Source organism: Alkalihalobacillus sp. BA299 (assembly GCF_017745675.1).
Lineage (GTDB): Bacteria > Bacillota > Bacilli > Bacillales > Bacillaceae_F > Alkalihalobacterium.
On sequence record NZ_JAFLJM010000003.1, the window covers coordinates 258325 to 274649 of the forward strand.

Sequence of the window (16325 nt, forward strand, 5' to 3'; positions counted from 1 at the left end):
TTTAGTGATAAACATTATTACACCATTACTTCTTGTTCTTCAAGTTGAAATGCTCGATGAAGGGCTTCAACTGCAGGAACCATTATACCTTCTTCTACTAGAGCTGACACCTTAATTTCTGATGTACTAACCATCTTAATTAAAATCTCATGTTCCGCTAATATCTTAAACATTTGTGCAGCCACACCTGGATTAGAAACCATCCCTGAGCCGACGATAGAGACTTTTGCTAGGTCTCCTTCATGAGTTAATTCAGTAAATTGAAGCTCATCTTTGTGATCATTCAAAACGGCTAATGCCTCTTCAAGCAAAGAGCGGCTTGTCGAAAAAGAAAGGCTTGTTTTTTCTTCAGCTGTTTGATTTTGGATAATTATATCTACATTAATTCCGTGCTCTGATAATAATGTAAAGACATTAGATAGTGTTTCGATTTTGTTTGGTAACCCTGAAACCGTAATTTTCGTCACATCGTTCTCAAATGCAATTCCTCGTACAACTAAATTTTGTTCCATTGAAACTTCCTCCTCAATTATCGTCCCTACTTCCTCAACCATACTTGAAGCGACCATTAATTTAACTTGATAATTTTTTGCAAATTCTACCGCTCTCGGATGGAGTACACCTGCTCCTAAGTTAGCCATTTCTAACATTTCATCATAAGAAATTGAATGCAATTTTCTTGCACCATCAATATAACGAGGATCTGTCGTATAAACTCCTGTTACATCTGTGTATATATCGCATCGCTCAGCTTTTAGAGCAGCTGCTAATGCAACTGCTGTCGTATCTGAACCACCTCTTCCAAGCGTAGTAATTTCGCCGTGCTCTGAGAAGCCTTGGAAACCAGCGACGATAACAACATTTCCTAAAGAAAGTTGCGCTTCAACCTTATCAGTTTGAATATCAAGGATTCGCGCATTCCCATGACTTTCTTCTGTCACAATACCTGCTTGCCATCCTGTCATCGAGATCGCACCTAAACCTCTTTTTTGTAGCGCCATCGCTAGTAAGGAAATGGTTACTTGCTCTCCTGTAGTTAAAAGCATATCCATTTCTCGTTTACTTGGCTTTTCCGAAATTTCTGATGCTAATTTTACTAGTTGATCAGTTGTTTTCCCCATTGCAGAAACGACGACAACGACTTGATTTCCTTGTTCTACCGTTTTAGCAACACGCCCAGCGACATGCTCAATTCGTTCTACAGAACCAACGGATGTACCACCATATTTTTGTACTATAATTGACATTTTTTTCATCCTTTCTAAAAGTGGTTGTTCAAAAAGTTAAGGAACTTATTGTACCTGCGTCTTCTAGTCTACTCTTTGAAGAAAGCTTCCTCGGTACATGTTAGCTAAGAAGAAACTGCAGCGTAGTATACATGCTGTCGATGAAAGAACTTCGACTAAGAACCCCACGTCCTGCGGGAACGTCGAAGTCACCACATCCTGTGGAAGCTCGTTGGCTTGCTTCTGCGTTACTCATGTATTAATTACCATACACTGCGCTCCTCATAGCTACGCCTCGACCTTCTCGGCCCTTTTTGTCCTCCTTTTTGAACGAATTTTGTAAAGGAGAAAGAAAACAAAAAAGCAACAGAAAAGGAAAAGTCCTCACTGTTGCTTGGAATACCAAAAGGTAATAGTTGTTCCCTTGCTCCGTGAGATAGTTCTCCACACAACTTTTGGGTTGGTTGCGTGACAGCCCTGTACTTATTCAATACAGGTCCAGCATTAAGAGAGATGAGACTCTCAACACTTCGGCGAATTCCCCTTTCAGCAAAATTCTTCGGACCCCATCTTCCTCACTTTGCTTACTCTTGGTTTTCGCACCTCTACCACCACTTCATTTAGAAGTACGGTATATTTAATTGTCCTTTATTTTATCAGAACACATTGAATATGACAATTATTTTTTGTTCCCATCACTATTTAATACCTGAAGAATTTCGGTTGCTACTTTTTCTGGAATTTTTATTTCCTTAAAGTCTTCAATTGAAGCTTCTTTCATTTTCTTGATGGAACCAAAGTGTTTGAGTAGTTTCCTTCGTCTTTTTTCACCGACTCCTGGTATGTCATCAAGAACTGAAGTAAAAAGAGTTTTACTACGAGCCTGCCGGTGAAATGTAATGGCAAAACGGTGCACCTCATCTTGAATTCGTTGTAAAAGGTAAAATTCATGGCTATCTCTTTTTAAAGGAACGATCTCTGGAGGATCTCCCATTAAAAGCTGTGATGTTCGATGTTTGTCATCCTTTGCTAAACCACATACTGGGATTGATAGTCCTAGTTGATCTTCTAGAACGCTTTGCGCGGCTGCAATTTGCCCTTTTCCTCCATCAATGACTATTAAGTCTGGTAATGGCCCATTTTCTTTCAATAGACGTAAATACCGGCGATAGATGACTTCTCGCATGGAAGCATAATCATCAGGACCTTTCACATCCTTAATCTTATACTTTCGATAATCTTTTTTGCTCGGTTTTCCATCGACAAAGGAAATCATTGCTGAAACAGGGTCTGTTCCTTGAATATTAGAATTATCAAACGCTTCTATACGATATGGAGTGGAAATACAAAGTGCTTTTCCAAGGTTTTCAACTGCTTTAATCGTTCGTTCTTCATTTCTTTCAATAAGTGTAAATTTTTCTTTCAGTGCTACTTCAGCATTTTTCTTAGCCAAATTTAACAGTTCTTTTTTCTTACCTCTTTTTGGTTGAACAACTTTTACGGATAGCAATTGTTCGACTAAATCAGCTTCAACTTCGTCAGGTACGAGAATTTCTGAAGGCTTCACATGCTCCTTCTTTAAATAAAACTGCCCAATAAATGTGAGAACATCATCGAGTGGCTCTTGGTAAAATGGAAACATGGAAACATCCCTTTCAATCAACTTCCCTTGTCTTACAAAAAAGACTTGAATACACATCCATCCTTTATCATATGCGTAGGCAAAAACATCACGATCCACTTTGTCATTGATCGACATTTTTTGCTTTTCCATGACCGTTTCCATTTGCTGAATTAAATCCCTTAGTTCCTTGGCACGTTCAAATTTTAAATCTTCTGCAGCTTTATGCATTTTTTCAAAAAGTGCATTTTTCACTACTTCATGCCCATATTTTAAAAACCTTGTAATTTCTTGAACCATCTCTTGATTTTGGTCTTTCGTTACTTCTTGAACACAAGGGGCTAAACACTGACCAATATGATAATACAGACAGACCCGGTCTGGTAATGTACTACATTTTCGTAATGGATAAAGTCTGTCAAGAAGCTTTTTCGTTTCATTAGCCGCCCCTGCATTTGGATATGGTCCAAAATATTTTCCTCCATCCTTCTTCACATTCCGAGTAGTAATTAGACGAGGATGTTCTTCAGACGTTATTTTCAAATATGGGTATGATTTATCATCCTTTAACATCACATTATATTTCGGATCGTGCTTCTTGATTAAATTCATTTCTAATATAAGTGCTTCTATGTTAGAGGATGTAATAATATATTCAAAATCAGCAATTTCACTTACGAGTCGCTGCGTTTTTGCATCATGAGTTCCAGTAAAATAGGAACGAACTCGATTTTTAAGAACTTTAGCTTTCCCGACATATATGATCGTTCCTTGACGATCTTTCATTAAGTAACAACCTGGTTGATCAGGAAGCACTGCTAATTTTTCTTTTAAAGTCGACATACCAATTTCCTCCCTCCTCTCTATTGTTCTCAAAAGAAGGTAATTTTGCAACAAAATAGTCTATGATTTTATAACCATTATATTAAAAACCAAAACCGCATTGGAACTCAACTTCCAGTGCGGTTTTTAATGATTGTTGTCACTTTTACTCAAGCATATGAATTATTATTAAGGATTTCATTTGTTTCATATCTTGGCGGACACCATTTTAAATGGATCTTAACAAAATAGATGTACATTTAATTTTTATTTTTGCTGTAAAAAAGAGACGAAAACCAGTACGATTTCCGTCTCTAATTGCTATGATTTTTAAAGTTTTCTCCCTCTGTTTTGAACTCTTTAGCAGAAGGCAGAGACTTTTTATTATAAGTGTTTATTTAACAGCTCAACAAGTGCTTCTTTCGGTTGGAAGCCAACTACTTGATCAACTTTTTCACCGTTTTTGAAAACCATTAACGTAGGAATACTCATTACACCAAACTTACCTGCTGTTTCTTGGTTCTCATCTACGTCTAATTTAACGATTTTTACTTTCTCGCCCATTTCCTCATCTAATTCAGTTAAAACTGGAGCGATCATTTTACAAGGTCCGCACCACGGAGCCCAGAAGTCCGCTAAAACAACACCTTCACCAGTTTCAGTTGCAAAATTTTGATCAGTACCATTTACAATTGCCATTATTTTTTTCCTCCTTATAATCCAACTTCTTCTACAAAAAGAATTATACCATTACGGTATTCTGAATGCTATTATGTTGCTCACACATGTATCATACCCTTTTCTCGAAAAAATAAAGCGTATCTAATGATTACGAAATGGATAAATGCGTATATCTAATCAAGAAAAGCGCAAGCACCCGTTTACCGACGTACGGACTGGACTGAACCGCAGGAGATAAAGGAAACACGGCGAGTGTTAACGAGGCGATGTTGACTTATCGTACGGAGGTGAGGGAAGTCTCGCTAGTCGGTGGGCGCTGCAGCTAGACAATAAGAAAAGCGGAAGGTGTCTGCTTATCGGCGACAAGCGCTGGAGGGCCAGCAATTAGTGTCCTGACTTTTGGACACGTTTGATGGACCGAAGCGACCTCGAGCCGATGACACCTGCAGCTAGACAAGAAAAGCGGAAGGTGTCTGTTTATCGGCGACAAGCGCTGGAGGACCAGCAATTAGTGTCTTGACTTTTAGACACGTTTGATGGACCGAAGCGACCTCGAGCCGATGACACCTGCAGCTAGACAAGAAAAGCGGAAGGTGTCTGTTTATCGGCGACAAGCGCTGGAGGACCAGCAATTAGTGTCTTGACTTTTAGACACGTTTGATGGACCGAAGCGACCTCGAGCCGATGACACCTGCAGCTAGACAAGAAAAGCGGAAGGTGTCTGTTTATCGGCGACAAGCGCTAGAGGGCCAGCAATTAGTGTCTTGACTTTTAGACACGTTTGATGGACCGAAGCGACCTCGAGCCGATGACACCTGAAGCTAGACATCCTCGAAATTTAAACTTTCTTATTCTTTTAAAAACCGCCTCTATGTAGAGACGGTTCGGTCAAATTTAATATTAAGAAACAACTGCTTTTTTCAGTTCTTCTGTTAATAATGGCACAACTTCAAATAAATCGCCCACAATACCGTAATCGGCTACTTCAAAGATCGGTGCCTCAGGGTCTTTGTTAACGGCAACGATCACTTTTGAGTTAGACATCCCCGCTAAGTGTTGGATGGCTCCTGAAATCCCGAATGCAAAGTAAAGGTCAGGTGTTACGACTTTACCTGTTTGACCGATTTGCAGCGAATAATCGCAATATTCTGCGTCACACGCACCACGCGATGCACCGACTGCAGCTCCTAGTACTTCTGCAAGCTCTTCAAGCGGTTTGAAACCATCCGCACTTTTCACCCCACGACCACCTGCAACGACAATCTTAGCTTCTGAAAGGTCTACGCCGCCTGTTGCTTTACGAACCACTTCTTTAATGACTGTACGGAGGTCTTTAATTTCTACGGTTACATTTCCAATATCTCCAGTACGAGACTCATCGATTTCAAGTGGAGTAATGTTATTTGGACGAATCGTAACTAAAATTGTTCCTTCTCCTACTTGCTTCTTCTCAAATGCTTTCCCCGAATAGATCGGACGAGTAAAGACAGGCTCGCCACCATCCACTTCAATGCTTACAACATCAGATACTAGACCTGCGTTTAATTTCGCAGCGATACGAGGAGATACATCTTTTCCTAAAGCTGTATGTCCCATGACAACACCCTCTGGTTGCTCAACATCCATCACTTGCAGGATTGCCTGTTGGTATGCGTCAGTTGTAAATGCTTTTAAATCAGCGTGTTCAACTTTCACAACACGATCAGCACCGTAATGGATCATTACGTTCGCTTGCTCGCCTACTGTTTCACCAAATAATGCAGCAACGACCTCTCCACCATCTGCAATTCGTTTGGCTGCCGCTATGGCTTCAAATGAAACGTTACGAAGTTCTCCGTCACGAATTTCTCCTAAAACTAATACTTTTTTTGCCATGTTGATCCCCCCAATTATATGACTTTCGCTTCAGACTTTAATAATGAAACAAGTTCTCTAACTTGAGCATCGATTTCGCCTTCAAGAATTTTACCAGCTTGTTTTTGTGGCGGCAGGAAGATTTCTACCGTTTTCGTTTTTGCTTCTACATCTTCTTCTTCTAAATCAAGGTCATCTAAATCAAGTGTTTCTAATGGCTTTTTCTTTGCTTTCATAATTCCCGGAAGAGACGGATAGCGCGGCTCATTTAAACCTTGTTGAGCTGTAACAAGTACTGGTAAAGTGACTTCAACTGTTTCTTCATCACCTTCAACATCGCGTACGATCGTCGCTTTATTTCCATCAACAGAAAGCTTTGTGATCGTAGTCACTTGTGGAATTCCCAACATTTCTGCAACACGAGGTCCAACTTGTCCTGAACCACCATCTACTGCTACGTTACCTCCCAAGATAATATCAATCTCTTGATCTTTTAAGTAAGTTGCAAGGAGCGTAGCTGTTGTATATTGATCAGTTGCTTCCACTTCTTCACTATCGATGAGTACTGCTTTATCTGCACCCATCGCTAAAGCTGTACGCAGTTCTTTTTCAGCATCTTCAGTTCCTACAGTGACAACTGTAACTTCCCCACCATGCTCATCACGTAATACGATTGCTTCTTCAATTGCATACTCATCATAAGGGTTAATGATGAACTCAGCTCCGCTGTCATCAATTTGTCCACCATTGATCGTAATTTTCTCTTCAGTATCAAAGGTGCGTTTCATAATAACGAAAATATTCATTATATTCCCTCCCTAAAATAATTAACTTATTTATTTTGAAATTCTGGCTTACGTTTTTCAAGAAAAGCTTGGATACCTTCTTTGCTATCATGAGAGTCTCCGGCAGCACCAAAGAGCTCCGCTTCTTTTTCTAATCCTGCAGTAAAGTTTGTATCTTTTGCATAGGTTAAAGCTTCTAATGCTAGCTTCATAGTATAACTACTCTTTTGTGCAATTTTACTAGCTAGTTTATAAGCTTCTTCCATCATGAGCGCTTGCTCAGTATACACGGAATTAATTAGACCTAAAGTTAAAGCTTCAGATCCAGTAATAGGTTCACTCGTTAAAATTAATTCTGTTGCTTTTGCTTGACCTACGATACGTGGTAAGCGCTGAGTTCCAGCAAAACCAGGAATTAGCCCTAACTGAAGTTCAGGAAGACCGAGCTTCGTATCCTCTGTTGCTAGACGAATATGACACGCCATAGCTAATTCTAATCCTCCACCTAGTGCTGCACCGTGAATAGCTGCAATAACGGGTTTAGGAAAAGCCTCAATCTGATTGAGTAAATCTTGTCCCTTCCTGGATAATTCGGCAAACTTGTTACCGCTATCAAGTGTGGTAAACTCTTTTATGTCTGCTCCTGCGGCAAAAAAGCGCCCTTCTCCATGAAGAATGATAACCTTCACATCTTCATTATGCCGCACCTCATCAAATGCCTGTGCCAACTCTTGTATTAATTGAGCTGACAAAGCGTTTGCTGGTGGTCGATTTAAAGTGATTGTGGCAATTTGTTGGTCCACTTTTACAGATATGATTTCCATCTGTCTCTACTCACTCCTCTCATGGTTAGCATCTTTTTTTCTATTTATCTACTGCATATGCCACCTAACAACAGTTGTTGCATTGGCTTTGCAAGTGAGATCAAATCATATTTACAATCCTTCATTACCCAGTTTGTAACGACTTCATCAAGTGTACCGAATATCATTTGTCTTGCTAACCGAAAATCTAACTCTCCAGGAAAGTAACCGCTTTCTTTCCCTTCTAATAAAATAGTGTCAATTAAGTCTAGATACTTTCTTAACACTTCGTTAATTCTTAGTCTTAGATCAGCATTGGATTGACGAAGCTCTAGTTGGGTAACGATAGCAAGGGCTCGATTATCCGCTAATTGCTTTAAATGCATTTCGACTAATATAAATAATTTCTCTTGCGGAGTTAAATTTCCTTCCAGTTTCTCTTGAATTTTATCAACAAATCTACCCATCTTTTCCTCAAATAAAGAAATGAGAATATCCTCTTTATTTTTAAAATAAAGGTAGATCGTTCCATCAGCTACCCCAGCTTCTTTAGCAATCTTTGATACTTGAGCATGGTGATAGCCATTTTCAGCGATTACTTTCACCGCTGCTTCGATAATTTGATTGTATTTAGGTCCTTTTTTCTTTCCCATGGCATTCTTCCTTTCAGAGCAACAGTTTTTATTTAAGTTGCCCAGTAAAATGAATGACCATTCATTCATATTTCATATTTTATGTTAAGGACCTGTATTTGTCAATGAAATTATTTAATTTGTAATAATTTTTAAACATAAATTTAATTTTTGGTTTGAACAACAATTCTTACCTCTAGGTTCAAAAGGAGGACAAAAAGAGCCAAGAAGGTCGAGGCGGCGTAGCTTTGAGTAGCGAAGTGTATGTTTTTAATACATGAGCAACGCAGAAGCAAGCCAACGAAGAGATTCGACAGCTATTTTTCCCGGACTTTTGAACAACAATTCTTACCTCTAGTTCTATCATATAATGAAACTCATAGTAAATCAATGTATGAAACATTTGTGAACACTTCCTCTTGATGGTGAACGTCCTAAATACTTATATTATAACCGCTCAAATATGTTTCGTTTTCCACTAGTTACCATATTAGTCCAACCTTTTCTATATTAAATTATGTAAAAAAGAGGGTGTCTTTAAAATTAAACTTTTACGACACCCTTCATGATACCTATTATTGGATAATAGTCACCTTAACTCATTCATAGCGACCTTTATTGGAAGATTTCCTTGAATACGGTTACTTTAACTCGATTTTTTCACTTTATCTTTTTGCTTTTTTTCTTCTTCTACTAGAACTCTTCGTAATACTTTACCTACCATTGTCTTCGGTAATTCATTACGGAACTCGTAATGTCTTGGCACTTTATAAGCTGCTAATTGACTTCTACAGAACGAATCCAGATCTTTTTCTGATACTTTTGCTCCTTCTTTTGTCACGATAAATGCCTTGACGGTTTCACCCCGATACGGATCTGGGACACCAATAACAACCGCTTCTTGTACTGCTTCATGTTCAAATAATACTTCTTCGATTTCTCTTGGGTATATATTAAATCCACCTGCAATAATCATATCCTTTTTCCGATCGACAATGTAAAAATAGCCATCTTCATCCATATATGCCATATCTCCAGTTAATAACCAATCCTCATAAAATGTCGCTTGCGTATCTTCCGGACGATTCCAATATCCTTTCATCACTTGAGGAGCGCGTACAGCAAGCTCTCCTACTTCTCCAGGCTTACCGACTTCCCCAGGTTCTGTAAAAATAACAGCCTCTGTATCCGGCCATGGCAAACCAATACTTCCCGCTCTTCTTTCTTCCCATATCGGGTTACAATGAGTAACTGGTGCTGCCTCTGTTAATCCGTACCCCTCTACTAATTTACCTCCTGTAAGTTGTTCAAATGTTGTTTGTATTTCAGCTGGTAACGAGGATGAACCACTAATACATGCTTCAATCGACGATAGATTATACTTGCGGATATCTGGATGGTTGATGAGTCCTATATACATCGTTGGTGCACCTGGAAAAATTGTAATTTTGTGCTTATCTATCAATTGTAAAATTTCTTTCGGATCAAATTTAGGAACAATAAACATCTGCGAACCTGTCATAATGGAAAGATTCATTGAAACCGTCATTCCGTATACATGGAAAAACGGAAGAGCTGCGAGTGTGCGATTTTCCTTACTTTTAAGCTTGTACATCCAATAAAAGCATTGAGTCGTATTTGCAACTAAGTTTCGATGAGTAAGCATAACACCTTTTGCTAAGCCTGTCGTACCACCTGTATATTGAAGTAATGCTAAATCTTCCTTTGCATCTACTTCTACTTTTGGTGCTGTATCCCTTCCTTTAGTAAGAAACGATAAGAAGCTTACTGTTGTACTATTATACTCGACTTTTGGCTTGTATCCATAACTCTTCTTTTGAATAAACGGATACACTAAATTTTTGGGGAATGGCAAATAGTCTTTGATAGCGGTTACAATAATCTTTTCAAGTTTTGTATTCCGCTTAACCTTCATCACTCTCGAATATAGCAAATCTAGGCATAGAATAAATTTTGCTTCCGAATCTGCTAGTTGATACTCTAATTCTCTTTCCATGTATAATGGATTCGTTTGTACAACAACCCCTCCTGCCATTAATGTTCCATAATAAGCAATTACAGCTTGCGGACAATTAGGTAGCATAATGGAAACTCGGTCACCCTTTTGTAGTCCAGATTGTATGATGGCGTTTGCAAACTTACAAGCTGATTGATATAAGTCTGCGTACGTTAAATGTTTGCCGAAAAAGTAAGTTGCAAGTTTTGTCGGCGATTTTTCATACGTATCTTTGAGAAGACCATGTAATGTTTGGTCTTCATAATTAATAGATTGAGGGACTTCTTTCGGGTATTTATTATGCCAATTCATTTCTGTTACAGCTGCCAAGTAAACTCCTCCTTAAGTCACTCCTTTTACCTACAATACATGCATTCATTCTCTCCTACCTTCTATTGTAATGAATGTCCATTCATTTTTAAACTTATTTTTGAAAATTTTTTAAATTTTTTTATAAAAAGAAAAAGGATACTTCATTAACACTTTTCTAGTCTGTAGTATTGGAATCTGTCCTTTTAAAGACATACTCTTATTTCCAAGACAATAATTTTAAAAAAAAGAGGGAACTTATTAGTGTCTGTGATCACTGACTCCACACAAAAAAATAGTTGCTATACTATAAAAGCAACTATTTTTATGGTTGAGGTGCTTAACAATTCGCCCTCTTTTTCATTTTGAAATATTAAATACTTTGAAATTCACTTGCTATGATATATATTCTTGTAGATTTTCCTCCCTGAAGAGATGCCTCTACTGAAAGGGAGCCATTTTTTATGATGTTTGTTGTGTTGTTTCTTTACTTTCTAATTTTTCCATTTCTTCTTCAACAAGTACACGTCTTAAAATCTTACCTACTAAAGACTTTGGAAGCTCTTTTCTAAATTCATATAGCTTAGGAACTTTATAGGCGGCTAAATGCTCGCGGCAATATTTATTGAGCTCTTCTTCCGTTAAGCTACTTCCTTCTTTTAAAACGATAAATGCTTTGACCGTTTCACCTCGATACGGATCAGGAACGCCGATAATAACAGCTTCTTGTATCTTTTCGTTCTCATACAACACTTCTTCTATCTCACGAGGATAAATGTTAAATCCACCAGCGATAATCATATCCTTTTTACGGTCAACAATATAAAAATATCCGTCTTCATCCATATATCCCATATCTCCCGTTAAGAACCAATCATCATTAAAGGTAGCAGCTGTTGATTCGGGTCGCTTCCAATACCCTTTCATTACTTGTGGACCACGAATCATAATTTCCCCAACCTCACCAGGTGCAGCTATTTCTCCTGTTTCCGCTGATAAAACGGCAGCTTCAGTATCTGGCCAAGGGATACCAATACTTCCTTCTTTTCGTTTGCCCCAAATTGGTGTTGAGATAGCTACTGGAGAGGTTTCTGTTAATCCATAGCCCTCTACTAGCTTTCCACCTGTCATCTGTTCGAACTTTTGTTGAACCTCTAATGGTAAAGGTGCAGCTCCACTTAGACAAGCCTCAATCGATGACAAATCGTAATTTTGGATCTCAGAATTATTAATAAGGGCTATATACATCGTTGGTGCACCAGGAAATATCGTAACTTTTTGTTTATCAATTGCCTTAAGTACATCTTTTGGTTCGAATTTAGGAAGAACAATCATTTTAGAATGATACATAATGGCTACGTTCATAATGACCGTCATGCCATAGACGTGAAAAAATGGCAAGGCCGCAAGAATACTTTCTTCACCTTTCTTCATCTTATACATCCAATGTATACATTGCGTGGTGTTCGTTACTAAATTATGATGTGTCAGCATAACTCCTTTTGCTACCCCTGTTGTCCCTCCTGTATACTGCAATAGAGCTAAGTCTTCTTTCGGAGATATTTCGATTTCGATTTCCTTTTCTGAACCACCTTTAATAAAATCGGAAAAGTTAATTGTCTTCGAATCATACGTAATATCTACTGTAATACCCGTTTTTTTCTTTTGAATAAACGGATAAATTAAATTTTTCGGAAACGGTAAAAAGTCTTTTATGCCTGTGACAATAACATGTTCTAAATTTGTTTTGTTTCTTACTTTTGCTACACGAGGATATACTAAATCCAGACATACAATGACTTTTGCCCCAGAATCATTCATCTGATGCTCAATTTCTCGCTCTACATAAAGTGGATTGGTTTGGACGACAATGGCTCCTGCCATCAATGCCCCATAATAGCAGATTACAGATTGAGGAGTATTCGCCAGCATTATTGCTACTCGATCACCTTTCTTAATTCCTAGGCCTTGTAGCTGATTTGCAAACTTACTAGCTAAAGTGTACAGCTCTCGATACGTTAATTCTTTTCCAATAAAGTGAATAGCCTTCTTATCAGGTACCTCTTCTGCCGCTTCTTTTAAGTACGATTGAAGACTTCTTTCAGGATATTGTATCGATGTAGGTATTTCTGCAGGGTAATGCTCAAGCCAACGCTTTTCGACTGTTATTGTCACAGTTAAAAACCTCCCTATTAAAATAGTCTCCTTTCCAATCCATCCCCTCTCTAACTCTATTGTATTGTAAACGACAACAAATATAAACTTATTTATTTCAATTTTTAGAAAAAACAAATAATTTATACAAATTTTTAAAAAAGAAAAGCGCAAGTGCCCGTTTACTGACGTACGGACTGGACTGAGTCGCAGGAGAAAAAGGAAACACGACGAACGGTAGTGAGCCGATGTTGACTTATCGTAAGGAGGGGGAGCGAAGTCCACTAGACGCTGGGCGCTGAAGCTAGACAAGAAAAGCGGAAGGTGTTTGCTTATCGTAGACAAGGGCTGGAAACTCCGACTAGAAAGTGTGTTTTTACTTTCATAGGAGGAGTTGAATCGTCCTCGAGTGGCTAAGCGCCTGCAGCCAGACATCATCGAAATTTTTTCTTTCTTATTCTATTAAAAACGAGACTGACTTAATTGTGTCAGTCCCGTGTTTTCTGTTATTGTATATTTTATAAATTAAATAACATAAAAATAACCCCAAAAAGAATAAAAACACCACATAAAATATAAAGTACTTTCCAAAGTGTCTCCACTAAAAATTTCCTCCTACTCCAATTACATAGCAATGATACTAGCCCCAATGATATAAGAAAGTGAGATAGATATGACCATCGCTATAAAACCGACAGCCCGATTATCATTGGCAATTTCTTGATCTACTTTAAAACTTGGCGTTAAAAATTCAAACATAAAATAACAAATTAACAAAAGTACAAAACCAAAAATTCCCCAACCTAACATTTCTAGTAGTGAGTCATTGTGAAGGATAGAAAAACGAAATATGTTGGCAACGCCAAAAATCTTCCCTCCTGTCGCAAGAGCGACTGCTATATTTCCTTTTTTAATTTCTTCCCAATTGTTATACTTAGTCACCAGTTCAAACACAGTCAGAAAAACTATAATTGCCAGTACAGACACGCTGTAGTAAGCTGCGGTTTGAATATACACATTTTCAAAGAAATTCACCATAAAAATAACCGCCCTTTATCTACTTAAATTCGACAACTGTATTTCCGAGTCCACCTTCGTTCATACCACCATCCCGAGAAGATTTCACATGTCGATGTTTCTTTAAATATTCTTTTACTCCTTTACGAAGAGCCATCGTTCCTTTTCCGTGAATGATGGAAACTTGATGGTACCCTGCTAAGAGCGCATCATCTAAGTATTTTTCTAACTTCAATAATGCGTCTTCATATCGCTGTCCTCTTAGATCGAGTTCTGGCCTTACATGATGATCACTGCCTTTTACTGTTGCTAATGGTTTCGTTTCTACTGGTTTCGGTCGGTCTATATACTGAATATCGTCACCATGCACTTTCATTTTCATTATTCCAAGTTGAACCTGGTACTCTTTATCATTGACCTTTTCAACGATATGCCCTTTTTGACCGAAGCTGATGACTTTTACTTCATCTCCTGGCTTCAATTCTTGTTGTTTCGCTTGTTTTTTGATTTTCTGCTGTTTTTTCTTATTTTTTAACGAAGGCGTAGCTTCTTCTAATCTTTTTTTTGCTTCGATCAACTGATGTTCTTTGATCGTTTTGGCATCTTTTTGTAGAATACGAAGTTCTTTGATCACATCATCAGCTTCTTGGCGCGCTTTTCTTACAGCGTCTTCCGCTTTTTTCTCCGCTTCTTCAAAGACTTTATCTTTTTCATCTTCTAGCAATTCGAGTTTTTCAATCAAGTCATTCCGTAGTTTTTCAGCTTCTTCTCTCAGCTTGATTGTTTCCTCCCACTCCGCCTCAGATGACTTTTTACTTTCTTCGAGTGAAGCGATCATATTTTCAATTTGACTGTTTTCTGTATTGATTTGTGCTTTCGCTAAATCAATAATCTCTTCGGAAAGGCCTAGTCTTCTTGAAATCGCAAATGCATTACTTCTACCAGGAACGCCGATCAATAAACGATACGTTGGTCTAAGTGTTTCGACATCAAACTCGACACTTGCATTCATCGCACCTTCACGATTATAAGCATACCCTTTTAATTCACTATAATGCGTCGTAGCGACAACTCTTGCTCCGCAGCGATACACATGATCTAAAATCGCAATCGCTAAAGCTGCTCCTTCTGTTGGATCAGTACCTGCACCTAACTCATCAAATAACACAAGACTTTCATGGTCGACTTGCTTAAGAATATCAACAATGTTCACCATATGTGAAGAAAAGGTACTTAAGCTTTGCTCAATCGATTGTTCATCGCCGATATCAGCGAATACAGATTGGAACACTGCCATTTCTGATCCTTCTTCGGCTGGAATGTGAAGGCCAGATTGTGCCATAAGTGTTAATAAACCGATCGTCTTTAAGGTAACAGTCTTACCTCCAGTATTTGGCCCCGTAATTATGAGAGAAGAAAATGTATTGCCGAGCTCGACATCAATTGGAACAACCTCTTCATGAGGAATGAGTGGATGTCTCGCTTTAAATATTTGGATTTGACCATCGGTATTTAACTTCGGTTGCACCGCTTTTAGTTTGTGGCTATAATGAGCTTTTGCAAAAATAAAGTCAACATCGCCTAAAATATCAACATATACGAGCAGTTCATCCGTATGCTCGCCAACCTGTCCTGAAAGCTCTGCTAAGATTCGTTCTACTTCTTTTGTTTCTTTAGCCTTCGCTTCTCTTAACTGATTGTTCATTGTAACGACGGCTTGGGGCTCGATGAACAACGTTGCTCCAGATGCGGATTGATCATGGACAATACCACCGAATGAACCACGATATTCTTGTTTTACAGGAACGACAAACCGGTCATTGCGAATTGTGATCAGCGCATCAGAAAGCATTTTTTGTGTAGATGAAGAACGGATAATATTTTCTAATTTTGAACGTATTCCTGATTCGAAACTGCGAATTTGATGGCGAATAGTACGTAATGCTGAACTAGCTGAATCTAACACTTCGCCATAATCATCGATACATTGTTTGATGGATCGTTCAAGGTCAGTAAGCGGTACAATATTTGCTGCGAGCTGTTGCAATAATGGAATTTCAACCTCATCTTCTACTAAATCTTCGATAAAGTGCTTAAACCTACGTCCACCGTAAATCGTGCTACTAATTTCAATTAATTCAGAAGGAGATAAAGCTCCACCAATTCCTGCTCTTTTCACACTTGCTCTAATGTCAAAAATGCCACCTAATGGAACTTGCCCCTTTAATCGCAACACTTTTGTTCCTTCAAACGTCTCATTTTGTCTTTCCTTAATTTCCTCTAATGAAGTAGATGGTTTTAATTGCGTTACTTTAAATCTACCTAAAGAGGAGGAAACATGCTCCACAAGCTGTTTCTTCATCTTTTCGTATTCTAAAACTCTAATAACTCTTTCTTGCACGAG

General features: G+C 38.3%; 11 protein-coding genes and 1 riboswitch. All 11 genes read right to left on the reverse strand.

Annotated features, from left to right (window positions below; all coding sequences use genetic code 11):
• Nucleotides 1-17: 17 nt before the first annotated feature.
• The 11 genes from J0N78_RS05595 to J0N78_RS05645 all read right to left on the reverse strand — a co-directional run bounded on the left by J0N78_RS05595 (nt 18) and on the right by J0N78_RS05645 (nt 16322).
• The gene (locus J0N78_RS05595) at nt 18-1247 is read right to left on the reverse strand and encodes an aspartate kinase (protein ID WP_209122035.1); all 1230 of its coding nucleotides are present in this window, start codon (nt 1245-1247) and stop codon (nt 18-20) included.
• Nucleotides 1248-1655: 408 nt separating this feature from the next.
• A riboswitch (Lysine riboswitch) is annotated at nt 1656-1842 on the reverse strand.
• Nucleotides 1843-1905: 63 nt separating this feature from the next.
• Nucleotides 1906-3690 carry an excinuclease ABC subunit UvrC gene (gene uvrC / locus J0N78_RS05600; RefSeq protein WP_209122036.1) on the reverse strand — a complete coding sequence of 595 codons (1785 nt, stop codon included), beginning with the start codon at nt 3688-3690 and terminating at the stop codon, nt 1906-1908.
• A gap of 363 nt (nt 3691-4053) precedes the next feature.
• Entirely contained in the window at nt 4054-4368 is a 315-nt protein-coding gene (gene trxA / locus J0N78_RS05605; RefSeq protein WP_209122037.1) for a thioredoxin, read from the reverse strand.
• Nucleotides 4369-5250: 882 nt separating this feature from the next.
• On the reverse strand, nt 5251-6225 hold the full coding sequence (locus J0N78_RS05610) for an electron transfer flavoprotein subunit alpha/FixB family protein (protein WP_209122038.1): 975 nt from the start codon (nt 6223-6225) through the stop codon (nt 5251-5253).
• A gap of 14 nt (nt 6226-6239) precedes the next feature.
• Nucleotides 6240-7010: an electron transfer flavoprotein subunit beta/FixA family protein gene (locus tag J0N78_RS05615; RefSeq protein WP_209122039.1), complete on the reverse strand. Its 771-nt coding sequence runs from the start codon at nt 7008-7010 to the stop codon at nt 6240-6242.
• Between the two features lie 26 nt (nt 7011-7036).
• The gene (locus J0N78_RS05620; protein WP_209122040.1) at nt 7037-7813 is read right to left on the reverse strand and encodes an enoyl-CoA hydratase; all 777 of its coding nucleotides are present in this window, start codon (nt 7811-7813) and stop codon (nt 7037-7039) included.
• Between the two features lie 44 nt (nt 7814-7857).
• Nucleotides 7858-8445, reverse strand: coding sequence for a fatty acid metabolism transcriptional regulator FadR (locus J0N78_RS05625; protein ID WP_209122041.1), 588 nt, complete (start codon nt 8443-8445; stop codon nt 7858-7860).
• A gap of 625 nt (nt 8446-9070) precedes the next feature.
• The gene (locus tag J0N78_RS05630) at nt 9071-10771 is read right to left on the reverse strand and encodes a long-chain-fatty-acid--CoA ligase (protein WP_374193874.1); all 1701 of its coding nucleotides are present in this window, start codon (nt 10769-10771) and stop codon (nt 9071-9073) included.
• 441 nt (nt 10772-11212) lie between these two features.
• Entirely contained in the window at nt 11213-12925 is a 1713-nt protein-coding gene (locus J0N78_RS05635) for a long-chain-fatty-acid--CoA ligase (protein ID WP_374193875.1), read from the reverse strand.
• 603 nt (nt 12926-13528) lie between these two features.
• Nucleotides 13529-13942: a DUF350 domain-containing protein gene (locus J0N78_RS05640; RefSeq protein WP_209122042.1), complete on the reverse strand. Its 414-nt coding sequence runs from the start codon at nt 13940-13942 to the stop codon at nt 13529-13531.
• A gap of 19 nt (nt 13943-13961) precedes the next feature.
• Entirely contained in the window at nt 13962-16322 is a 2361-nt protein-coding gene (locus J0N78_RS05645) for an endonuclease MutS2 (RefSeq protein WP_209122043.1), read from the reverse strand.
• Between the last annotated feature and the right edge of the window lie 3 nt (nt 16323-16325).